The sequence below is a fragment of the Pseudomonas sp. R43(2017) genome, assembly GCF_002112345.1.
Lineage (GTDB): Bacteria > Pseudomonadota > Gammaproteobacteria > Pseudomonadales > Pseudomonadaceae > Aquipseudomonas > Aquipseudomonas kribbensis.
The window spans coordinates 295,221-317,947 of sequence record NZ_NEHJ01000006.1; the positions used below are offsets into that span (position 1 = coordinate 295,221).

Annotated in this window: 24 protein-coding genes; 2 read left to right on the forward strand and 22 right to left on the reverse strand. The window is 60.2% G+C overall.

Annotated elements, in window-relative coordinates; translation table 11 throughout:
• Positions 1 to 136: 136 nt before the first annotated feature.
• The 19 genes from CAG02_RS19100 to CAG02_RS19190 all read right to left on the reverse strand — a co-directional run bounded on the left by CAG02_RS19100 (position 137) and on the right by CAG02_RS19190 (position 15,423).
• Positions 137 to 1,012 (reverse strand): SMP-30/gluconolactonase/LRE family protein, encoded by an 876-nt coding sequence (locus CAG02_RS19100; protein WP_085710920.1) that lies wholly within the window; start codon positions 1,010 to 1,012, stop codon positions 137 to 139.
• A 25-nt stretch (positions 1,013 to 1,037) separates the two neighbouring features.
• Positions 1,038 to 1,754, reverse strand: a complete 717-nt coding sequence (locus CAG02_RS19105; RefSeq protein ID WP_085710921.1) for a FadR/GntR family transcriptional regulator — start codon at positions 1,752 to 1,754, stop codon at positions 1,038 to 1,040.
• A 103-nt stretch (positions 1,755 to 1,857) separates the two neighbouring features.
• On the reverse strand, positions 1,858 to 2,418 hold the full coding sequence (locus CAG02_RS19110; protein ID WP_085710922.1) for a DUF1285 domain-containing protein: 561 nt from the start codon (positions 2,416 to 2,418) through the stop codon (positions 1,858 to 1,860).
• A 15-nt stretch (positions 2,419 to 2,433) separates the two neighbouring features.
• Complete coding sequence (locus CAG02_RS19115) at positions 2,434 to 3,039, reverse strand: DUF4823 domain-containing protein (protein ID WP_007950810.1); 606 nt, start codon at positions 3,037 to 3,039, stop codon at positions 2,434 to 2,436.
• Positions 3,040 to 3,159: 120 nt separating this feature from the next.
• On the reverse strand, positions 3,160 to 4,128 hold the full coding sequence (locus CAG02_RS19120; protein ID WP_085710923.1) for a GTP 3',8-cyclase MoaA: 969 nt from the start codon (positions 4,126 to 4,128) through the stop codon (positions 3,160 to 3,162).
• A gap of 138 nt (positions 4,129 to 4,266) precedes the next feature.
• A complete protein-coding gene (locus CAG02_RS19125) occupies positions 4,267 to 4,905 on the reverse strand; it encodes a TetR/AcrR family transcriptional regulator (protein WP_007950805.1) in 639 nt (212 codons plus the stop codon).
• A gap of 341 nt (positions 4,906 to 5,246) precedes the next feature.
• Positions 5,247 to 6,032, reverse strand: a complete 786-nt coding sequence (locus CAG02_RS19130; RefSeq protein ID WP_085710924.1) for a TatD family hydrolase — start codon at positions 6,030 to 6,032, stop codon at positions 5,247 to 5,249.
• 15 nt (positions 6,033 to 6,047) lie between these two features.
• Positions 6,048 to 6,404 carry a PilZ domain-containing protein gene (locus CAG02_RS19135; protein ID WP_085710925.1) on the reverse strand — a complete coding sequence of 119 codons (357 nt, stop codon included), beginning with the start codon at positions 6,402 to 6,404 and terminating at the stop codon, positions 6,048 to 6,050.
• Between the two features lie 42 nt (positions 6,405 to 6,446).
• Positions 6,447 to 7,430, reverse strand: coding sequence for a DNA polymerase III subunit delta' (locus tag CAG02_RS19140; protein ID WP_085710926.1), 984 nt, complete (start codon positions 7,428 to 7,430; stop codon positions 6,447 to 6,449).
• On the reverse strand, positions 7,423 to 8,055 hold the full coding sequence (gene tmk, locus CAG02_RS19145) for a dTMP kinase (RefSeq protein WP_085710927.1): 633 nt from the start codon (positions 8,053 to 8,055) through the stop codon (positions 7,423 to 7,425). Before tmk ends, CAG02_RS19140 begins: the two co-directional genes overlap by 8 nt.
• 19 nt (positions 8,056 to 8,074) lie before the next feature.
• The gene (mltG, locus tag CAG02_RS19150) at positions 8,075 to 9,256 is read right to left on the reverse strand and encodes an endolytic transglycosylase MltG (RefSeq protein WP_085710928.1); all 1,182 of its coding nucleotides are present in this window, start codon (positions 9,254 to 9,256) and stop codon (positions 8,075 to 8,077) included.
• A 3-nt stretch (positions 9,257 to 9,259) separates the two neighbouring features.
• A complete protein-coding gene (pabC, locus tag CAG02_RS19155; protein WP_085710929.1) occupies positions 9,260 to 10,075 on the reverse strand; it encodes an aminodeoxychorismate lyase in 816 nt (271 codons plus the stop codon).
• Positions 10,075 to 11,319 (reverse strand): beta-ketoacyl-ACP synthase II, encoded by a 1,245-nt coding sequence (fabF, locus tag CAG02_RS19160; protein ID WP_007908259.1) that lies wholly within the window; start codon positions 11,317 to 11,319, stop codon positions 10,075 to 10,077. The genes pabC and fabF overlap by 1 nt, the downstream gene beginning before the upstream one ends.
• 108 nt (positions 11,320 to 11,427) lie before the next feature.
• The gene (acpP, locus tag CAG02_RS19165; RefSeq protein WP_003175607.1) at positions 11,428 to 11,664 is read right to left on the reverse strand and encodes an acyl carrier protein; all 237 of its coding nucleotides are present in this window, start codon (positions 11,662 to 11,664) and stop codon (positions 11,428 to 11,430) included.
• A 196-nt stretch (positions 11,665 to 11,860) separates the two neighbouring features.
• Entirely contained in the window at positions 11,861 to 12,604 is a 744-nt protein-coding gene (fabG, locus tag CAG02_RS19170) for a 3-oxoacyl-ACP reductase FabG (protein WP_085710930.1), read from the reverse strand.
• A gap of 16 nt (positions 12,605 to 12,620) precedes the next feature.
• Positions 12,621 to 13,559 carry an ACP S-malonyltransferase gene (gene fabD, locus CAG02_RS19175; protein ID WP_085710931.1) on the reverse strand — a complete coding sequence of 313 codons (939 nt, stop codon included), beginning with the start codon at positions 13,557 to 13,559 and terminating at the stop codon, positions 12,621 to 12,623.
• Positions 13,560 to 13,684: 125 nt separating this feature from the next.
• Positions 13,685 to 14,695: a phosphate acyltransferase PlsX gene (gene plsX / locus CAG02_RS19180; protein WP_074688106.1), complete on the reverse strand. Its 1,011-nt coding sequence runs from the start codon at positions 14,693 to 14,695 to the stop codon at positions 13,685 to 13,687.
• 4 nt (positions 14,696 to 14,699) lie between these two features.
• A complete protein-coding gene (gene rpmF, locus CAG02_RS19185; RefSeq protein WP_003179396.1) occupies positions 14,700 to 14,882 on the reverse strand; it encodes a 50S ribosomal protein L32 in 183 nt (60 codons plus the stop codon).
• 13 nt (positions 14,883 to 14,895) lie between these two features.
• The gene (locus CAG02_RS19190; protein WP_085710932.1) at positions 14,896 to 15,423 is read right to left on the reverse strand and encodes a YceD family protein; all 528 of its coding nucleotides are present in this window, start codon (positions 15,421 to 15,423) and stop codon (positions 14,896 to 14,898) included.
• Between the two features lie 106 nt (positions 15,424 to 15,529).
• Here CAG02_RS19190 and CAG02_RS19195 point away from each other — a divergent pair, with 106 nt between their 5' ends.
• Positions 15,530 to 16,108, forward strand: a complete 579-nt coding sequence (locus tag CAG02_RS19195) for a nucleoside triphosphate pyrophosphatase (RefSeq protein WP_085710933.1) — start codon at positions 15,530 to 15,532, stop codon at positions 16,106 to 16,108.
• 50 nt (positions 16,109 to 16,158) lie between these two features.
• Here the strand turns inward: CAG02_RS19195 and sppA are convergent, their stop codons facing one another.
• From sppA to rluC, 3 genes are read right to left on the reverse strand one after another with little or no spacing between them, the layout of a single operon-like run.
• A complete protein-coding gene (gene sppA, locus CAG02_RS19200) occupies positions 16,159 to 17,148 on the reverse strand; it encodes a signal peptide peptidase SppA (protein ID WP_085710934.1) in 990 nt (329 codons plus the stop codon).
• A gap of 24 nt (positions 17,149 to 17,172) precedes the next feature.
• Entirely contained in the window at positions 17,173 to 17,835 is a 663-nt protein-coding gene (locus tag CAG02_RS19205) for an HAD-IA family hydrolase (protein ID WP_085710935.1), read from the reverse strand.
• Entirely contained in the window at positions 17,822 to 18,784 is a 963-nt protein-coding gene (gene rluC / locus CAG02_RS19210; protein WP_011335441.1) for a 23S rRNA pseudouridine(955/2504/2580) synthase RluC, read from the reverse strand. The genes CAG02_RS19205 and rluC overlap by 14 nt, the downstream gene beginning before the upstream one ends.
• 697 nt (positions 18,785 to 19,481) lie before the next feature.
• Between rluC and rne the strand changes: the two genes are divergently transcribed.
• Positions 19,482 to 22,727, forward strand: a complete 3,246-nt coding sequence (gene rne, locus CAG02_RS19215) for a ribonuclease E (protein ID WP_085710936.1) — start codon at positions 19,482 to 19,484, stop codon at positions 22,725 to 22,727.

A 22,727-nucleotide genomic window follows, 5' to 3' on the forward strand; every position in this document is an offset into this window, starting at 1 on the left:
GTGCGATGGAAATTCGCTGCATCACTTCACCTGTTTTGTTCTTTTTAAGTGTGAGTGCGTGTTACTGCTGGAGCCGACTATAAACCCGACCGCCAAATAATCTCAATATATAATTTTGCATCCCATATTTTGGGATCTAATCAGCAAAACGTGTACAGAGCTTTCCGGCGACATTGACCCGCAACGACAGCAAGGCGCCGTCCAGCGGGTGGTTCAGCGGACTTTTGGCGCTGGTGATGTAGAGGGTTTTCAGGTCTGCGCCGCCGAATACGCAACTGGTGGGACGGCTGATCGGCAGATCGATCTTGCGGTCGATCCGGCCATCCGGCGTTAGGCGCAGCAGGCAGCTGCCGTCCCAGCGGGCGTTCCAGACGTAATCTTCGGCATCCATCGCCGAACCGTCCGGGCCGCCGTGCTGATCGGCGCTGTACCAGGGCTGGGCGGTGTCGAGGTTGCCGTCGGTATGGATGAAATAGCGGTACAACGTGCCGTCGAGGCTGTCGCCGAACAGCAGCGTGGTGCCGTCGTCGCTCCAGAGCAGCGTGTTGGGAATGCCCAGGCCACGCAGCAATGGCGTGACGCGTTTATCCGGATCAACCCGGAACAGCCCGCCAGAACGACGGGTGATCGGCAGATCCTCGCCCTGCTCGCCGATGTTGTTTTGCATGGTGCCGAGCCACAAGCGGCCCTGGCCATCGCAACGTGCTTCGTTGGCGCGGTTGCTCGGTTGCGGATCGGCGACGCAGAACAGCGTCAGTCGCGGCTCAAGTCCGGGGGAATCCAGATCGAGTCGGTAGACGCCGCTGCTCAGGGTCACCAGCGCATCGCCGCTGGCGCAGGGAATGAACGCCGAGACGTGCTCCGGCATCTGCCAGATCTGCACATTCTGCCCGATCAGCCGCAGCGCCTGCCTGCCGGCGATGTCGACCCAGTACAGCGCCTGGGTCGGTGCATCCCAGAACGGACCTTCGCCCAGTTGCGCCCGATGCTCTGTCACCGCAGTCCACGTCATGCAACCTCCTGTCTTGTTGTTTTTCTCAGCTGGCTTTTTTGTCGGCCATCACCTGCGGGTAGAACCGCTTGATGGCGAGGTCGGCATTGTCGATCAGGGTCATGCAGGCCCACACCCCGCGCGCGGCATCCCGGGCGGCGATGGCGTCGGCCATGTCTTTGTGGATGGGCAGAGTGCGGCGCAATTCGTCGGGGTCGGCGGCGGACACTTCGAAGGACACAGCGAGCAGCGCGCCAAGGGCCGGCACCATTTGCTCGATGAATTGATTGTGGCTGGCGGCGAGAATGCACTCGTGGAAAAACTGGTCGGCGCGGTTGTAATCGATGCCGCTGTGCGCGGCCCTCTCCAGGGCGTTATAGGCCTGCTGAATGGCTTGCACCTGTTCGACGGTCGCCCGCTCGCAGGCCCAGCGCACCGCCATCGGTTCGATAGTGCGGCGCAGGTCGAGCAGGTCATCGACGAAGTTTTCCGGCAAGCCGCTGCGCGACAGCCAACCCACGACTTGCGGATCGAACAGATTCCAGCGCTTGATCGGCAACACCCGGGTGCCGACTTTCGGCCCGACTTCGAGCAGGCCTTTGGCGACGAGGGTCTTGATGGCTTCGCGGATCACGGTGCGACTGACACCCAGCTGTTCGCCCAGCTCGGCCTCGACCTTGATCGCCTGCCCCGGCTTCACCTGGCCGGCGGCAATCCAGGCGCCCAGCCAGTCAACCGTTGATGCGTGAAAACTGCTCGACATGAACACCTCGAAGCCGTTCGCTGTGGTTGCTCAAGCTAATCATCATACGATTGAGAGTCAACGACAAAAAAACCGCAGCCTGCTTTCACAGACTGCGGTTTTTTTAAGGTTCGAGGCCGATGGGGAAGAACTCGCCGCCACTCCAGACGCCGAGCCAGCGCTGGCCATCGATTTCTCGGCTGACCGCCAGCTCCACCAATTGGTAGAACACGTTGCGGTGGATCAGCGCTTCGAGGTTGGTGCGTACATGCACGTAGGGCGCAGGTTCTTGAGTGACCGGGTCGATTTCGACACGGATCGGATGTTCCGGGCCGGCCTCGGTGGTTTCATCGACGTTGGTGGTGAAGCGCAGCAGTTGCGCCTCACCCTCGCCCTCCACTTCGACGGCAATCGCCACGAACGGCGCGTCATCAACCTTGATCCCGACCTTTTCAACCGGAGTGATCAGGAAATAATCATCGCCATCGCGGCGGATGATGGTGGAGAACAGCTTGACCATCGGCTTGCGCCCGATCGGCGTACCCAGGTAGTACCAGGTGCCGTCACGGGCGATGCGCATGTCGATGTCGCCGCAGAAATCCGGGTTCCACAAGTGCACCGGCGGCAAGCCTTTGGTTTTGGGGATTTGCCCCAGCAGGTCATTGGCTTTTTGCGGGCCACTCATGGCGTACTCCTTGAATTACTGGTCCCCGACGCCCAGCAGGCTGCGTGCATATTGCGCCAGCGGTGGGCCGATCAGGTCTTCGGGCTTGTTGTCGTGGAACGTCAGTAAACCGCCACGACTCTTGATCCGTGCAGTATCAATCAAATACTGGGTGCTGGTCTCGATCAACATGATCTGAATCACGCCGCCGTCGATACCGAGGCGATCCACGGCTTCCTGATCCAGCCACTCATCGGAGTTGCCGATGCGGTCGTCAGCCTTGGCGAAGCGGGTGTACAGCAGGTAGTGAGCGCCGGCGTCGCGGGCTTCGCCCATCGCTTGGTCGAGGCCTTCCGGCGCACGGGCGCGGCGGACCATCGGGAAGTATTCGACGAAGCCTTTGAAGGCCTCTTCGGCCACCACGTTGGGACGCGGGTAGGAACCACCCGGCGGCGCGAACGAGCCTTGCGCGATGTAGATGAACGAATCCGGCTGAATGCGGAAATTGTTTACGCGGCGGCTGTCGCTGTGATCCAGCAGACCCGCGTCGCTCATCTGGTAGCGAGTCCCTTCGGCCATGTCACTGACAGTCATACAGCCGCCCAGCGCCAAAACGGCCAGCAGCAAAACCAGGCTACGCATCCTAATCCTCCAGAAGCCGGTGACGGAAAACCGGCGAATGGCCGTAGGATGCAGCTTTTGCGCCAGTCCTTGGAAATGTGCAGGTATCCGCTTTGAAATAAAGCTTTTGTGGCGAGAGACTTAGCCGCCGATGATCTTCATGACGGTTGCGCCGCCGGAGAATGCGACTTCCTGCTTGTCGCCCAGCGCCTTGACCAGCAATCGTTGCAACGCCGGCAGCGCCTCGTGGCGCGGCTTGTCGAGCAGGTCACCGACATAGTGGCGGTTGCTCGAAGACAGGCAGCCATGCAGCCATCCGGTGGACGACAGGCGCAGTCGCGAGCAGGTTCGGCAGAACGGCACGCTTTCGTTGGCGATCACGCCGAAGGTGCCCAGGCCGGGAATTGCATAGCGAACAGCCGTGGCGTCCACTGGCGCGTCGGTTTGCGCATATTCGTAGCGCTCGCCGATCAGTTCCAGCAATTGCTGCAGGCTGACGAACTGCTGCAGGAAAGCGTTGGAGTCCTTGGCCAGGTGGCCCATCCGCATCAGCTCGATGAAACGCAGCTCGTAGCCATGCTCAAGGCAGTAATCGAGCAACGGCATGACCTGATCGAGGTTCTGCCCGCGCAACGGCACCATGTTGACCTTGATCTTCATGCCCGCCGCTTTGGCTCGATCCATGCCGTCGAGCACCGTTGCCAGATCGCCGCCACGGGCAATGCTGCGGAATGCGCCGGCGTCCAGGGTATCGAGGGAAACGTTGATCCGGCGTATACCGGCATCCACCAGCAACGGCAGTTTTTTTGCGAGCAACTGACCGTTGGTGGTCAGGCTGATGTCTTCCAGCCCCATTTTGCCGACGGCGCTCATGAAGGATTCGAGTTTGGGACTGACCAGCGGCTCGCCACCGGTAATGCGCAGGCGTTCGATGCCGGCGGCTTCGATCAGGTAGGCAACGCCGCGTGCCATGGCCTCGGCCGACAGTTCATCCTGCGCAGCCACCAGCCGCTTGCCGTTGGGCACGCAGTAGGTACAGGCGTAATTGCAGGCTGAAGTCAGACTGATCCGCAAATTGCGAAAACGCCTGCCTTGACGGTCAACGATCATGAAGCACTCCGGCGATGGAAAATCGAGCGGCTAAAACTTGACTCACAATTCAAGTTTTAGCAAGCCCTATGCCTGAGTATATTCCTGCGGTACTGCGCCATGTAGCGAAAAACACGGCGCATAAGGCGACTGAATGATTCAGCTGCTTGGCGTTTCAGGGTCGCGCTTGCGCTTGTTGCCCATGCGCACGCCGATATCCATCAGGAACTGGAAGAAACCTTCCTGATCTTCCAGCACATTGCTCCAGAACGGCGAGTGATACAGCGCCACCGCGCCGTGCACCAGCGCCCAGGACGCGCAGTAGTGGAAGTACGGCGGCACGTCTTCGAGCTTGCCTTCGCTGATGCGACCCTTGATGAGCAGGGTCAGGCGTTCGAAGTTCGAGGCACGGATCTTGTGCAGCTCCTCGACCATCTCCGGGACCTGATTGCCCTTGACCACCTTCTCTTCCAGGCGATCGAACAGGCGATAGCGCTGCGGGTCGCGCATGCGGAATTCAAAGTAGGCACGGGACAGCGCTTCCTTGTCCTTGTCGACATCGGCCGAATGCAACAGCTCGTTCAAGTCGCGCTCGTAATCGAGCATCAGGCGCAGATAGATTTCCGCCTTGGACTTGAAGTGCTTGTAGATCGTGCCTTTGCCGATACCCACGGCATCAGCAATCATCTCGACGGTGACACTGTCTTCACCTTGTTCGAGGAACAGCTTGAGCGCGGTATCGAGAATTTCTTGCTCGCGGCGACGAAACTCACGGACCTTACGAGGTTCTTTGTGCATAAGAAAAGGTCTGTAGGGGTCAAAATTCGAAGCCGCGTATTATGCCTAACTTGCGCAAAAATGCACGGATCATCCGACCATATCTGTGTTTCTTGTTCATTTCACGAACGTTTCGGGGGGAATGAGAACATAACCGAAGCGAACGTATTCCAAATTTGTTTAAAAACCCCGACCGGCCAACTGGACTGAACGCCAGACTGATCAATACTTGAACTGTCGGGCGACATCTCCCCCAAGTGTCGCGCCGGTAAAGGTACCAAGGGACCGCGTGCCTTTGTTTTACTCCTAATGGTCTTAACCCGGATTCACCCCCCAGAACCCGGGTTTTTTTTGCCTGCGATTCAGGCTTTTACGTGCGCCAGCGGAAACAGTCGCTTGAAGTTCTCGGTGGTCTGCTCGGCAAAGCGCTCGTAATTTTCGCCCCGCAGCATTGCCAGAAACTCTGCCACTTCCCGCACGTATTGCGGCAGGTTCGGCTTGCCGCGATAAGGGATCGGTGCCAGGTACGGAGAGTCGGTCTCCACCAGCAGACGATCCGCCGGCACCTTGCTCGCCACGTCGCGCAGCGCATCGGCATTGCGGAAGGTGACGATACCCGACAGGGAAATGTAATAACCCATGTCCAACGCTGCCTTGGCCATGTCCCAGTCTTCGGTGAAGCAATGCAGCACACCGGCCTGGGGCAGCGCGGCTTCGCGCAACAGTTCAAGGGTGTCGGCGCGGGCGCCACGGGTGTGAATGATCACCGGTTTGCCGGTCTGTTGTGCGGCTTGCAGGTGCAGACGGAACGATTCCTGCTGCAGTTCGGCGGCTTCCGGCTCGTAGTGGTAGTCCAGACCGGTTTCGCCGATCGCCACCACTTTCGGGTGATTGAGCTCGTGCAGCAACCAGTCCAGCGCCGGTGCAGCGCCCGGCTGCACATCCAGCGGATGCACGCCGACCGAACAATCGACGTCGTCGTAACGCTCGGCCAGTGCTTTCACATCAGCCGCGTTATCGGCACTGACGCCGATGCACAGGAAATGCCCTACGCCGCGTTGGCGGGCTGCATCCAGCGCAGCATCCAGAGAACCGTCGTGAGCGGCGAGGTCGAGGCGATCAAGGTGACAATGGGAATCTACGAGCATAAAAAGGACTGCAACTTACATCGTATGAGTGGGACGGTCGGACTTCAGGGCTCCGGCCAGATGAGTTTCGATGCGACTGCGCGCGGTGTTGTCGCCATCGTTGAATTGCACGCCGACGCCGGCAGCGCGATTGCCCTGGGCGCCTTTGGGGGTGATCCAGGCGACTTTGCCGGCCACCGGTATCTTTTCCGCTTCGTCCATCAGGTGCAGCAGCATGAACACCTCGTCGCCCAACTTGTAGCTCTTGTTGGTCGGGATGAACAGGCCACCGTTCCTGATGAACGGCATGTACGCGGCGTAAAGGACGGACTTGTCCTTGATGGTCAGGGACAAGATGCCGTTGCGCGGCCCCGGGCTGACGGGTTCATTCATGTTGACCTCCACTGCTGATGTTCAGAGTCTAGGTACACATTCTTATCTTTGGCCAGGCAGACTCGCCCATTGCACCAACAACGCTTCCAGCAGCAATGCCGCGTTGAGATTGGCCTTGCTCAGGACTTTCTGGCGCTGGGCGAGAATCCAGTCCTGGATATCGAGGACTTTGCCCTGGGCACTTTTCTGCGCCAGGTACTGCACGACCTTGCGCATGTCGGTCAGGCCGAGGCCCGCTTCATCCTGGGTCAGTTGGTAGCGCAGGATCAGGCTCGACCAGTCGCAGAACCAGTCGAACAGGCGCAGCATCGGAATGTTTTTCCACTCCTCGGCCAGTTGCGTCGGCGATTGCTGCTGCTTGAGCAGCTTCTTCACGCCTTCGACCACCTGCGCCCGCTGTTCGCGCACGCCCTGCCCCTGCAAGGTGACGGCTGCCAACGGCGAGCCAGCGGCCAGGGTCAACAGTTCGACACGTTCGTCTTCGGAACATTCCGGCAATGCCTGAGCCAGCCATTGCCGGCTCATGGCCTCGCTCGGCAGCGGGCAGGCCTGCTGCACGCAGCGGCTCTTGATCGTCGGCAATAAACGGCTCGGCTGGTGACTGACCAGCAACAGCACGGTATCGCCGGACGGCTCTTCAAGGCTCTTGAGCAAGGCGTTGGCGGCGTTGATGTTCATCGACTCCACCGGCTCGATCAGCACCACCTTGCGACCGCCCAGTTGCGCGGTCTGCACCACGAAACTGACCAGATCTCGCACTTGGTCGACCTTGATCGCCTTGTCCGCCTCTTCCGGTTCGAGGATGTAATTGTCCGGGTGGCTGCCGGCCTTGAGCAGCAGGCAGGATTTGCACTCGCCGCAGGCTTCAGGCGTCGAACGCTGGCACAGCAGGCTGGCCATAAGGCGCTCGGCCAGCGCGCGCTTGCCGATCCCGGCAGGACCGTGCAACAGATATGCATGGGCGTGCTGAGTGCGTCCGGCCAGTTGCTGCCAGAGACTGTCCTGCCACGGATAGGCCTCAGCCACGGCTCAGCTCCAGCAAACGCGGAAGCAAGCCGTCCAGCGATTGCTGGACCTGCGCCAGCGGCTGACCGGCGTCGATCCGTACGTAACGCGCCGGATCCGCCTCGGCACGCTTGAGGAACGCACTGCGCACGGCCTCGAAAAACGACCGGCCTTCCAGCTCGAAGCGATCCAGTCGACCACGGGCACTGGCACGGGCCAGGCCGATTTCCACCGGCAGATCGAAAATCAGCGTTAAGTCAGGGCGCAGGTCGCCCTGCACGAAAGTCTCCAGCGCCGCGATGCGTTCCAGCGACAAGCCGCGGCCACCGCCCTGATAGGCGTAAGTCGAATCAGTAAATCGATCACACAGCACCACCGCACCACGGGCCAGCGCCGGGCGGATGACTTCAGCCAGATGCTGGGCACGGGCGGCGAACACCAGCAGCAACTCGGTGTCCGGGTTCATCACTTCGTCAACGGGGGCCAGCAACACCTCGCGAATGCGCTCGGCCAGCGGCGTACCGCCGGGCTCGCGGGTCAGCACCACTTCGATACCGGCGGCGCGCAGGCGCTCGGCGAGGTATTCGCGGTTGGTGCTCTTGCCGGCGCCTTCCGGGCCTTCCAGGGTAATAAACAAGCCAGTCACAGGCAGTCCTTAATCAAAGTCATTGCGCGTTTTGCGGTGCGGCCGCTTCGGTTTCCGGCGTCGGTGCGGGCTCCTGGGCAGGAACCGGCGGCAACGACTCGGGCGCAGTGTCGGGTGATGCGGCAGGAACGGCTTCGCCGCTTGCCGGAGTGGCTTCCGGCGTCGATGCCGGCGCCGGGCTCGAGCGGTAATCCGCGCGTCGTTTGAGCTGGAACTCACGCACCGCACTGTTGTGTGCATCAAGGTCGTCGGAGAACACGTGACTGCCATCACCTCGGGCAACAAAGTAGAGGCTGGTGCCTTCCACCGGGTTCAACGCGGCGTGAATCGCTTCACGGCCGACCATCGCAATCGGCGTCGGCGGCAGCCCCGGAATCACATAAGTGTTATACGGCGTGGCTTCCTTGAGATGCGCACGGGTCAGCTTGCCGTTGTAGCGATCACCCAAACCGTAGATCACGGTCGGGTCGGTCTGCAACTGCATGCCCAGCGCCATACGGCGCACAAACACGCCGGCAATCTGGCCACGTTCCTGGGGAACGCCGGTTTCCTTTTCCACCAGCGACGCCATGATCAGCGCCTGGTAAGGCTCGGAGTACGGCGCATCGGTGGAACGGCTTTCCCACTCCTTGGCCAGCACTTCGTCGAGGCGGTCGAACGCCTTTTTCAGCAGTTCGGTATCGGACGCTCCGCGCACGAAACGGTAGGTATCGGGGAAGAATCGACCTTCGGGAAACACGCCCTTGTGGCCGATTTTGCTCATCACATCGCTGTCGCTCAGACCGGTCAGGGTCTGCTCGATCTTTTCATCCTTCGCCAGTGCGGCGCGAACCTGACGGAAATTCCAGCCCTCGACGAGGGTCAGGCTGTACTGGACCACCTCGCCACGCTTCCACAGGTCGATCAGGCCCTTGACGGTCATGCCCGGCTGCATGCGGTATTCGCCCGTGTGAATCGGGGTGCCGGACAGATTGAAACGCCAGTAAATGCGTAGCCAGAACGCGTCCTTGATCACGCCATCGGCTTCAAGTCCGAGAATAGTGCGGGTTGGCGTGGATCCCTTGGGCACATCCAGCAGTTCTTCCTGCGTGATGTTCAGGGGCTGTTCCAGTGCCGAATGAATCTTCCAGGCGCTGGCGCCCAGCAGCAGCCCTGCCAGAACCAGTCCGGTTTCCAGCAGCAGCAAAAGTTTACGTCTCACGAATCAGGCATCCAGTAGCGTGCGGGCAATGGTTTGCAGTTTACGGGTGAGCGGCCCAACCGGCCAGCTCAGAGCAGCGTACGCGCGTACCGGCCAGACGCCATACACGCTGTTGCAGACAAAGACTTCATCAGCCCATTGCAGCTGATCAAGGCTGATATCGGTAATTTGCGAGGGGATACCCGAGGATGTTGCCTGAAACAATAGTTCGGCGCGCATCACACCGGCCACACCGCAGCGTTTCAGATCCGCCGTGACCAACACGCCATCGCGCACCAGAAACAGGTTGCTGAACACCCCTTCGATCACTCTGCCTGCCTGGTCGAGCATCAAGCCTTCGGCGTGCTCGCTGTCCTGCCATTCGGCGCGAGCCAGGACTTGTTCCAGACGATTGAGGTGCTTGAGGCCTGCCAGCAAGGGCTGGATGGACAAACGCGTCGTACACGGAAACAGGCGGACGCCTTGCTCGCCATGAACGGCAGGATAAGCCGCCGGAGGATTGCCTTGCAGAATGCGTCGGCCCGGCGCCGAAGGATCCGGCGCATAACCGCGAAATCCGTCGCCACGGGTGAGGATGAGCTTGAGCACACCCTCGCCCATGGCTGCCGCATAGGCTTGCAGCTCGCTACGGATCAGCTCGATATCGGCCGCGATGGCCAGGCGTGAACAGCCCTCGGCCAGCCGCGTCAGGTGACGCTCCAGCAGCAGGGGCTGGCCGCCACGTACGGCGATGGTCTCGAACAGACCGTCGCCGTAAGCCAGGCCGCGATCTTTCAGCGACAGAGTGTCAGCCGGTTGACCGTCGACCCAGCAGTCCATCAGCCGGCGAACCGACGGAACGCCAACGTGCCGTTGGTGCCACCAAACCCGAACGAGTTGGACAGCACAACGTCGATGTCCATGTTGCGCGCCGTGTGCGGCACGAAGTCGAGATCGCAGCCTTCGTCCGGCTCATCAAGGTTGATGGTCGGTGGCGCCACCTGGCTGTTGATCGCCAGCACGCTGAAGATCGCCTCGACCGCGCCCGCTGCACCCAACAGGTGACCGGTCATGGACTTGGTGGAGCTGACCGCCAGTTTGTAGGCGTGATCACCGAACACCGACTTGATCGCATTGGCTTCGGCAAGGTCGCCGGCCGGCGTCGAAGTACCGTGGGCGTTGATGTATTGCACTTGATCAACGTTGATCTTCGCATCGCGCAGCGCATTGGTGATGCAGCGTGCAGCACCGGCGCCATCGGCGGGTGGCGACGTCATGTGGAACGCGTCGCCACTGGTGCCGAAACCGATCAGCTCGGCGTAGATGGTCGCACCACGGGCCTTGGCGTGTTCGAGTTCTTCGAGCACCAAAGCGCCGGCGCCGTCGGAAAGTACGAAGCCGTCACGGCCCTTGTCCCACGGACGGCTGGCACGGGTCGGTTCGTCGTTGCGGGTCGACAGTGCGCGGGAGGCGCCAAAGCCGCCCATGCCCAGACCGCACGCAGCCATTTCGGCACCGCCGGCAATCATCACGTCGGCTTCGTCGTACATGATGTTGCGGGCCGCCATGCCGATGCAGTGCGTACCGGTGGTACACGCTGTGGCGATGGCGTAGTTAGGCCCCTGTGCCCCCAGGTGGATGGACAGGAAACCGGAAATCATATTGATGATCGAGCCAGGCACAAAGAACGGAGAAATCCGGCGCGGACCGGTCTCGTGCAGGGTGCGGCTGGTTTCTTCGATGTTGGTCAGACCGCCGATACCCGAACCCATGGCCACGCCAATGCGTTCACGGTTGGCATCGGTGACTTCCAGGCCGGCATTGCGTACGGCTTGAAAGCCGGCCGCCAGACCGTACTGAATGAACAGGTCGAGCTTGCGCGCTTCCTTGACCGACAGGTATTCCTCGACATTGAAGCCCTTTACCGAGCCGCCAAAGCGGGTGGAATAGGCAGAAAGGTCGGTGTGTTCGATCAGACCAATGCCACTGCGGCCAGCCAGAATGCCCTGCCAACTGCTCGGCACATCCGTGCCCAGTGGCGACAACATACCCATACCGGTGACTACGACGCGTCTACGCGACACAGCACTCTCCTTTTTCAAATGACGATTTTGCATCAGGCCTAAAGAAAAAACCGCACGCCATGATGGCAGTGCGGTTTTTCCATGACAGCAAGCAACGATTACAAACTATTACGCCTGGTGGCTAGTAACGTAGTCGATTGCAGCTTGTACAGTAGTGATCTTCTCAGCTTCTTCGTCAGGGATTTCGGTCTCGAATTCCTCTTCCAGAGCCATCACCAGCTCAACGGTGTCAAGGGAGTCGGCACCCAGGTCTTCTACGAAGGAAGCGGTGTTTACCACTTCTTCTTCTTTAACACCCAGTTGCTCGGCAACGATTTTCTTGACGCGCTCTTCGATGGTGCTCATACCTTGTTTTCACTCCTAATGGACAAATTCAGGCAGCTGGCCAGTGGGTAAGTGTATAAAAAGACTTTTCAGCTTTTCAACTGAAAGCTTCACTCCTCAAACCCTGCGACCCTCTGCCTATAAATAGATTGCAGCTTTATAACGGATTTTAGACAGCTCGTATGACATTTTTTTGAAGCAATCCGTCACATTTGAATTACATGTACATCCCGCCGTTAACCGGGATTGTAGCCCCGGTCACGTATGCCGCACCGTCGGATGCAAGAAAAGCGACCACGGACGCGATCTCTTGAGCTTGCCCCAGACGGCCCAGCGGAATCTGCGTCTGCAAGGCTTCACGCTGTGCTTCAGGCAGCTCGCGCGTCATATCGGTGTCGATGAACCCTGGGGTTACCGAGTTGACCGTAATCGAACGCGAACCGACTTCACGCGCCATGGCACGGCTGAAACCTTCCAGACCGGCCTTGGCGGCTGCATAGTTTACTTGGCCAGCGTTGCCCATGGCACCCACCACCGAGCCAATACTGATAATTCGACCCCAACGCGCCTTGGTCATGCCGCGCAGAACGCCCTTGGACAGGCGATACAGACTGTTCAGGTTGGTATCGATCACGTCGTACCACTCGTCGTCTTTCATGCGCATCATCAGGTTATCGCGGGTGATGCCGGCATTGTTGACCAGGATCGCGACCGGAGCACCGAATTGCTCCTGAATGCTTGCCAGCACTGCGGTAACCGATTCGTCACTGGTGACGTTCAGCTCGAAACCTGCACCCTGAATGCCATTCTCTTTCAGGGTCGCAGCAATGCGCTCGGCGCCCGAAGCGGAAGTCGCGGTGCCGACAACGATGGCGCCCTGACGACCCAGTTCCAGTGCGATAGCCTGGCCGATACCACGGCTTGCGCCGGTGACCAGTGCAACTTTACCTTGCAGACTCATGCAAGTTTCTCCTGATTCAGACAGCCGCCGCGCGAGCGGCAGCGAAAGCGTCTGGGGTATTGAGGTTGGAAGTCGAAACGCCTTCGGCGCAACGTTTGTTCAGACCGGCCAGCACTTTGCCAGGGCCGCACTCGACCAGACTGGTCTCGCCTTTCGCTGCCAGAGTCTGTACGGACTCGACCCAGCGAACCGGCTTGTAGAGTTGCTCCAGCAGATCGCGCTTGAGGGTTTCCAGATCCGCCGGCACCTGAGCGCTGACGTTCTGTACCACAGGGATCTGCGGCGCCTGCCAGTCGATGGCAGCGATGGATTCGGCGAAACGCTCGGCAGCCGGGCGCATCAGCTCGCAGTGCGACGGCACGCTGACCGGCAGCGGCATGGCACGCTTGGCGCCACGGGCCTTGCAGCCTTCGATGGCGCGTTCAACGGCAGCCTTGGCACCGGCGATCACCACCTGGCCCGGGGAGTTGAAGTTCACAGCGCTGACCACTTCGCCTTGCGCCGCTTCGGCACAGGCCGCCAGCACATCGGCGTCTTCCAGACCGAGGATGGCCGCCATGCCGCCCTGCCCGGCCGGAACGGCCTCCTGCATCAGCTGGCCACGGCGCTCGACGAGTTTTACCGCGTCCGCCAGGCTCAGGCTGCCGGCAGCAACCAGTGCGCTGTATTCACCCAGGCTGTGACCGGCAACGAATGCCGGGCGCGCGCCACCTTCAGCCAGCCACAGACGCCACAGAGCGATCGAAGCGGTCAGAATGGCCGGTTGGGTTTTGTCGGTTTGATTGAGCAGCTCTTCCGGACCCTGTTGGGTCAGCGCCCACAGGTCGTAGCCCAGAGCTTCGGATGCTTCTTTGAAAGTTTCGAGGATCAGTGGATGTTGCGCGCCCAGCTCGGCCAGCATGCCGAGGGACTGCGAACCCTGTCCTGGAAAGACGAATGCGAGGGAAGCAGACATGTAACAAGCCCCTAATGATCTTGTCGTCGGAAAAATGGCATCCCGCTAGAGGGACGCAAGAAACTGACAGTTGGATGGCCCTTTGAACCGGGCGGTCACATTTAAGCATTGTCCGACGAAAACGCCTAAGACAACAAATCCTCCAGACGGCCGTGCAGGCGCTCGGGAAGATTCTCCTGAATCTCGATCAGTGCTCGCTGAATGGCGCTCTGAAACCCCTGAACTCCAGCCGAACCGTGACTTTTCACGACAATTCCCTGCAAGCCGAGAAAACTTGCGCCGTTGTGTCGCGCCGGCGCCAGATCAGCCTGCAGACGCTTCATCAATGGTAACGCCAGAGCACCGACAGCACGGGAAGCCAGATTTTTCTTGAACAAGGCCTCGATACGCGCGGCGATCATCGTCGCCAGGCCCTCGCTGGACTTGAGCAGGATATTGCCGACGAAACCGTCGCACACCACGACATCCGCCTCACCGCGATACAAACCGTCGCCTTCAATGAAACCGATGTAATTGATACCCCGGGCCGCTTGCAACAATGTTGCAGCCAGCTTGACCTGCTGATTGCCCTTGATGTCCTCGGTACCGATGTTCAGCAACGCGACGCGCGGACGGGCAATGCCCAGAGTTTGCGCGGCCACGGAACCCATCACCGCGAACTGCAACAAGTGCTCGGCACTGCAATCAACGTTGGCGCCCAGATCGAGCAACTGGCAGTAGCCCTTCTGCGTAGGAATCGCGGCAACCATGGCCGGACGATCAATCCCCGGCAGGGTCTTGAGCACAAAGCGCGACAGCGCCATCAACGCACCAGTATTGCCGGCACTGACACAGGCCTGAACCTTGCCATCACGCAGCAATTCGAGAGCGACACGCATCGACGAGTCCGGCTTGCCACGCAAGGCCTGGGCAGGCTTTTCGTCCATGGTGATGACTTCGGACGCCGGAACAATCGTCAGGCGCGCGCGATCGGCAGCCGACTGGCCGGTGATCAGTTCTTCAAGAAGGGAGGGTTGACCGACAAGGGTCAGGTGCAGCGAGGGCGTAGCAGAAAGGCAAGCAAGGCTGGCCTGAACAATGCTGCGGGGACCGAAGTCCCCGCCCATTGCGTCAATCGCGATGACTTGAGCGGACAAGTGATTACTCGTCAGCGCCCTTGTCGATCACTTTACGGCCACGGTATACGCCTTCTGGCGATACGTGGTGACGCAGGTGAACTTCACCGGTGGTTTTTTCTACAGACAGGGTGCTAGCCTCGAGAGCGTCGTGCGAACGGCGCATGTCACGGGCAGAGCGGGATTTTTTGTTCTGCTGAACAGCCATAATTGATTAACTCCTAAACGTTTGGGTCACGCTTTAACTGCGCCAATACACTGAACGGGTTGGACCGCGTTACCTCGTCCTCGCTCGGTTCGGGCTCATCTGCTCCCGCCGGCTGCTGGCATTCTTCCGGATGATGAGCAGGCACAATGGGCAAGGCGAGCAGAAGCTCCTCCTCGATCAGTGACTGCAGATCCAAAGGATCTTCGCCCAGTTCCAGCACGTCATAACCTTTCGGTAACGACTGGGTATTCGCACCCTCCTTCACCACGGCGTAACTGCATTCGCTGTGGATCGGCAGGGTGACCAGCTCAAGACAACGCTGGCAAACCATTTTGACTTCGGTGTCGATAAAGCTGTGGATCACCACAGATTTACGTTCATCTCGTTCAAAAACTAATTTGGCCTGCACCGTACCGACATCGTCGGAAAGCGGGTCGCAGAGTCTCTTCAAATCGGCCAGCAGCAGTTCACCTTGAAGGGTGGTGCCACGGTCAGCCAATTTGCGCGGGTCAACGTGAGGTGGAATCGGGTCATTCAACATAGGCGCAGCATTATAGGGATGCACCCACCCATGTCAAAGGAAATTGTGCCCTGTCCGTCACTTGCAAGCCTCCGCTAGAATCTGCAGCCTGCCTCAGGAGACGCGAATGCTGCCTTTATTACTCGCTTCAAGCTCGACCTATCGTCGGGAATTGCTCAATCGCCTGCGCTTGCCGTTCGTCTGCAGCTCACCGGACATCGACGAAAGTCATCTCGCGGGAGAATCGGCAATCGAACTGGTCAAACGCCTCGCCGAACACAAAGCCCGGGCACTGGCCGACAGCCACCCTGCCCATCTGATCATCGGTTCCGACCAGGTAGCCGTGCTCGGTGAGCGAATCATCGGCAAGCCGCACACCTTCGAAAACGCTCGCGACCAACTGATGGCCGCCAGCGGCGCCAGCGTGACCTTCCTCACCGGCCTGGCCCTGCTCAACAGCCAGACCGGCCACTGCCAGGTCGACTGCGTGCCCTTCACCGTACACATGCGCGTACTGGATCAGGCCCGCGTCGAGCGCTACCTGCACGCCGAACAACCCTACGACTGCGCCGGCAGCTTCAAGGCGGAAGGACTGGGCGTAAGCCTGTTCCAGTCCACCGAAGGCCCCGACGCCACCAGCCTGATCGGCCTGCCGCTGATTCGCCTGATCGACATGCTGCTGGCGGAAGGCGTACAGATCCCCTGACCCACAAAAAACCGGCCACGAAGGCCGGTTTTTTTTTATGCATCAAGCAATCAGCGCAACGATGGCCCGTGAAAACCCATCCACATTGCCAACTGCTCGGCCACACTGGCGCCCAGTTTTTTCGAGAAGCGGTCGAACGGCGATTCCTGAACGGTAAAGTCCACCAGTTCCTTTTCGCCAATCACATCACGCGCCACCGAACTGGCATTGCCCAGACCATCGATCAACCCCAGCGGCAGCGCCTGCTCGCCGGACCAGACCAGCCCGGAGAACAGCTCCGGATGCTCCTTGTCCTTCAGGCGATCGCCACGCCCTTGCTTGACGCTATTGATGAATTGCTTGTGCGTGGTATCCAGCACACCCTGCCAGAACGCGGTCTCTTCCGGCTTTTGCGGCTGGAACGGATCAAGGAAGGACTTGTGCTCGCCAGAGGTGTAAGTGCGACGCTCGACGCCCAGCTTCTCCATGGTGCCGACAAAGCCGTAACCGGCCGCCGTCACACCAATGGAGCCCACCAGGCTCGCCTTATCGGCATAGATCTGATCCGCCGCGCTGGCGATGTAATAGGCCCCGGACGCACCGAGGTCGGAAATCACCGCATACACCTTGGTATCCGGATGCAGGCCGCGCAGGCGCTTGATCTCGTCATACACATAACCCGACTGCACCGGACTGCCACCCGGGCTGTTGATGCGCAGGATCACGCCCTTGACCTTCTTGTCCTCGAACGCCGCACGCAGACTGCCGACGATATTGTCGGCACTGGCCGGCTCTTTATCGGCAATCATGCCGGTGATATCGATCAGCGCCGTGTAATTCGAACTGCGGGTGGCGCTCTTTTCCATGTCCATCAACGGCGTGAACAGGAGCAGCGCGACAAACAGGTAAACAAACGTCAGCAGCTTGAAGAAGATCCCCCAACGCCTGGAACGACGCTGCTCCTGCACACTGGCCAGCAAGGTCTTTTCCAGCAGCTTCCAGCTTTTCGCATCACCGTCGTCGGCAGTTGCCTTGGCCGGTGCTTTCCATTCGTCGGTCATGCCATCCACCCCAGCAAAAACGTATTAAGCCCGCTGCGCCAGCCAGGCATGCAATTCAGAAAACCGGTCAATCGACAGTCGCGGCTCAAACTGCTGCAGCGACTCGATTGATTGCGCACCGTAGCTGACCGCCACCGAATCCATCCCCGCGTTACGCGCCATCAACAGATCGAAGGACGAATCGCCGACCATCAGCGCCTGTTCGGCACGCACACCGCAATGCGCAAGGATCTGTTCCAGCATCAGAGGGTGCGGCTTGCTGGCAGTTTCATCGGCAGCACGGGTGATATCGAAATAATCTTCCCAGCCATTGGCCTTGAGCACCCGATCCAGCCCGCGACGATTCTTGCCGGTCGCAACCGCCAGGTGATAGCCCTGCTCGCGAAAGGAGGCCATCGACTCGACTACGCCTTCGAACAACGGCGAAGGGACGGCTTCTGCAGCGATGTAGTGATCCGCGTAATATTCGCGGAACAAGGTCATTTCGGCATCGCTGATTTCCGGATACAGCGTGCGGATCGCCTCGGACAAGCCCAGACCGATGATGCCTTTGACGGCAAAATCATCACGCAACTCGAAACCGGAACGCCGGGATGCCGAGTGCATTGCCTCGACAATCCGATGAATGGAATCGGCCAGTGTGCCGTCCCAATCGAAAATCAGCAGCTTGTAATCAGATGGGCGCACTCAATCGCTCCACAGTCTTGGCCCACATTTCATCGACCGGTGCCTGCAACTTGAGTTCACCGCCATCGGGCAGTGGCACGGTCAGCATGTAGGCGTGCAGGAACAGGCGCTTGCCGCCCAGATCACGGATTTCCTTGCTGAAATTGTCATCGCCGTATTTGGTGTCACCCGCAATGCAGTGCCCGGCGTGCAACGTGTGAACGCGGATCTGGTGCGTGCGACCGGTGATCGGCTTGGCTTCGATCAGAGTGGCAAAATCGCCGAAGCGACGCAGGACCTTGAACACGGTCACAGACTCCTTGCCCTCCTCCTCGTCGACCTCGACCATGCGCTCACCGGAGCGCAGATTGCTCTTGCCGAGCGCCGCACGGACTTGCTTGATCGAGGTCGCCCAGTTGCCGCGAACCAGTGCCATGTAGCGCTTGTCGACACCGTCACCGCGCAACGCGGCATGCAAGTGACGCAACATGCTGCGCTTCTTGGCGATCATCAGCAGGCCGGAGGTGTCGCGATCGAGACGGTGGACCAGCTCGAGCTCCTTGGCATCGGGGCGCAACTGACGAAAGGCTTCGATCACGCCGTAATTCAGGCCGCTGCCACCGTGAACCGCAATGCCGGCGGGCTTGTTGATCACGATCAGGGCTTTGTCTTCGTAGACAATCGAGGCCTCCAGCCGCTGCAACAGACCCTGGGCCAAAGGCACCGGCTCGTCACGTTCAGGCACACGAACCGGCGGCACGCGCACGATATCGCCGGCCTGCAGCTTGTATTCGGGCTTGATCCGACCTTTGTTAACTCGCACTTCGCCTTTGCGCAAAATGCGGTAAATCAAGGTCTTGGGCACGCCTTTGAGCCGGGCGAGAAGAAAATTGTCGATTCGTTGGCCGGCATATTCCGGCGAGACCTCAAGCAATTGAACGCCTGGAGTCGAAGGGGCAGTAGTCGTCATGCCGCGGATGATAACAATTTTTATGGAATTGAAGCACTTAATCATTGCTGCTATAGTCGCGAACGCCGCCAAAAGCGGCCTGGACAGCGGAACCACGGTCAAAAACCGGCCCTGACCAACGCAATTCACCAGGACGCGAGGCCGTCCTACGGGGCTTTCGCTACGTAACGGTGGAGTTTGCAGCTGTAACAAGCGCAGGTGACATGAGGCCTGAATCACGCCGCAAAGCAGAGTTCTGACTCGCCACGCGAGCCATATTCACGGCCAGTTCACAAAGTGCAGTCAGCCGCGGATGACCCCGAGCGAAAGCGCCGGAAACACCGCCTGAATTAGCCATGATGCGTGACCTCCCCTTTCGGAGCTCACGGTAAATGCCAACCCGCTGCGGATTCTGCGCGCGGCAGCACCCGAATTATCAGGGATACGTGTAGGGTGGAGATGCACAACCGCTGGACTGTGTAGCAACAGGCTTTATCAAGACGCTTCATCTCGTCCACAGCCACGGTTGATTCCTCCTCCTGACTGAGTGCTTAAGTAGCCACAGCAAGCAGGACGCGTACGTCGCGATAACGGCCCAATTGGCCGGACATCGCTGGACACGGGAATGGCCAACCACTCCCGACGCACCTGACACCGACCGTGAGAAGTCGTGTGTGCCGAACGCCGTTTCCGGCAGCCCGGAAACCGACGGTACTACATGAAAAGAATGCTGATTAACGCAACTCAACCCGAAGAGTTGCGTGTTGCACTGGTAGATGGCCAGCGCCTCTACGACCTGGACATCGAATCCGGTGCACGCGAGCAGAAAAAGGCCAACATCTATAAAGGCCGTATCACTCGCATCGAACCAAGCCTTGAGGCTGCCTTTGTCGATTTCGGCTCCGAGCGCCACGGCTTCCTGCCCCTCAAAGAAATCTCCCGCGAATACTTCAAGAAAGCCCCCGAAGGCCGCGTCAACATCAAGGACGTCCTGAGCGAAGGCCAGGAAGTCATCGTTCAGGTCGAAAAAGAAGAACGTGGCAACAAGGGCGCAGCCCTGACCACCTTCATCAGCCTGGCCGGTCGTTATCTCGTTCTGATGCCGAACAACCCGCGTGCCGGCGGCATCTCCCGTCGCATCGAAGGCGAAGAGCGCAACGAACTGCGTGAAGCCCTGAACGGCCTGGTCGCTCCCGCCGACATGGGCCTGATCGTGCGCACTGCCGGCCTGGGCCGCAGCAGCGAAGAAATGCAGTGGGACCTCGATTACCTGCTGCAACTCTGGACCGCGATCAAGGAAGCCTCGCTGGATCGTTCCGCGCCATTCCTGATCTACCAGGAAAGCAACGTCATCATCCGCGCCATCCGCGACTACCTGCGCCAGGACATCGGCGAAGTGCTGATCGACAGCGTTGAAGCCCAGGACGAAGCCCTGACCTTCATCCGCCAGGTGATGCCGCAGTACGCCAGCAAGATCAAGCTGTACGAAGACAGCGTTCCGCTGTTCAACCGTTTCCAGATCGAAAGCCAGATCGAGACCGCTTTCCAGCGCGTCGTCGAACTGCCTTCCGGCGGCTCCATCGTCATCGATCCGACCGAAGCCTTGGTGTCCATCGACATCAACTCGGCCCGCGCCACCAAAGGCAGCGACATCGAAGAAACCGCCCTGCAGACCAACCTTGAAGCGGCTGAAGAAATCGCCCGTCAGTTGCGCCTGCGCGACATCGGCGGCCTGATCGTCATCGACTTCATCGACATGACCCCTGCCAAGAACCAGCGCGCCGTGGAAGAGAAAGTCCGCGAATGCCTGGAAGCCGACCGCGCCCGCGTGCAGATCGGCCGCATCTCGCGCTTCGGCCTGCTGGAAATGTCCCGTCAGCGCCTGCGTCCTTCGCTCGGCGAAAGCAGCGGCATCGTCTGCCCGCGCTGCAGCGGCACCGGCATCATCCGTGACGTCGAATCGCTGTCCCTGGCGATCCTGCGCCTGATCGAAGAAGAAGCCCTGAAAGACCGCACCGCCGAAGTTCGTGCGCAAGTGCCGATCCCGGTGGCCGCGTTCCTGCTCAACGAAAAACGCAACTCGATTACCAAGATCGAACTGCGCACCCGCGCCCGCATCGTCATCCTGCCGAACGACCACCTCGAAACTCCGCATTTCGAAGTTCAGCGTCTGCGTGATGACAGCCCGGAAGCCGCGACCAACCAGTCCAGCTACGAAATCGCTGCCGCTGCCGCCGACGTCGAAGACGTCCAGCCAGCCGCCGCGACCCGCACCCTGGTTCGCCAGGAAGCCGCGGTCAAGACCGCTCCGGCCCGTGCCAACGCTCCGGTTCCGACCGAAGTCGCCGCTCCGGCCCCGGCACCAACTCCGGTTGCCGCACCTGAGCCAAGCCTGTTCAAAGGCCTGGTGAAGTCGCTGGTCAGCCTGTTCGCCACCAAGGAAGAGCCTGTTGCTCCGGTTGTGGTTGAAAAACCGGCCACCGAGCGTCCGGCCCGCAACGAAGAGCGTCGCAACGGTCGTCAGCAGAGCCGCAACCGTAACGGACGCCGCGATGAAGAACGCAAGCCGCGCGAAGAACGTGCTCCACGTGAAGAACGCGCACCGCGTGAGCCACGCGAAGAGCGTCAGCCTCGTGAAGCCCGCGAACTGCGCGAGCCACGCGAGTCCCGTGACGAAGCACCGGCAGCCCGCGAAGAACGCGCACCACGCGCTCCTCGTGAAGAACGTGCACCACGTGCTCCACGTGAAGATCGCAAGCCGCGTGGCGAGCGTGAAGAACGCGTACGCGAACTGCGCGAACCTCTGGATGCTGCGCCAGCCGCCGCTGCCGCTGTAGCCGCCACCGCTGAAGAGCGCCCGGCCCGTCAGCCACGCGAAGAACGCGCGCCACGCCCACCGCGTGAAGAGCGTCAACCGCGTGCCGAACAAGCCGCCGCTGCTGTCGCGGAAGAAGAAGTCACCACCAACGAAGAGCAACTGCCGGAAGACGGTTCGGAGAACGCCGAAGGCGATCGTCCACGCCGCCGCTCCCGTGGTCAGCGTCGTCGCAGCAACCGTCGCGAGCGTCAACGCGATGCCAACGGCAACGTGATCGAAGGTTCGGAAGAATCCGCCGAGAACGCTGAAGCCGCCGAGCCGAGCACTGCCGATCTGGCTGCTGGCCTCGCCGTTACTGCCGCTGTTGCCAGCACCGTGATCAGCGCTCCGGCCGAAGCCCAGGCCCACGAGCAAGCTGAACGCGCTACCGCTGCCACGCTGGAAACTGCTCCAGTTGAAGCGCCGGTTGTTGAAGCCACCACTCCGGTAGAAGTGGTGGCTGCTCCGGAAGTCGAAGTGGCGCCGGTTCGCGAAGCTCAGCCTCAGGTTGAAGTCGCTGCCGAACCTGCCGTGGCCTTCGAAGCACCGGTCGTTGTTGAAGCATCGGTTGTCGAAACCGTCGCTGAAACCGTGACCGAAACCGTGCGTGAAGTTCGCGAAGAACAGACCGCTTTCAACTGGGTCGCCGAGCCGGTTGTCGCTGAAACACCAGCGCCAGTGGTTGAAGCGCCTGTCGTGGAAGAAGCCAAGGCTGCCGAGCAAGTAGTGGTTGCCGAACCGGCACCGGTCGTTGAAGCCCCAGTGGTAGAAGCGCCAGTTGTCGCCGAAGCACCTGCTCCGGTAGTTGAAGCGGCTCCAGTTGTCGCTCCAGTCAGCGCCCTGACGCCAAGTGGCCGCGCCCCGAACGACCCGCGTGAAGTGCGTCGTCGCAAGCGTGAAGAAGAGCGTCTGCAGAAGGAAGCCGAACTGGCTGCCGCTGCCGCCGCTGCTCCAGCCGTTGCCGAAGTGGTCGAGGCAGCCCCTGCCCCGGTTGCTGAAGAAGCTGCCGCAGAAGTGATTGCCGAAGCACCGCGCTCCGTACAGGAAGCGGTCGAGCACCACGAACAGGCCCAGGAAAAAGAACACGAGCCTAAACCTCTCGTCTGA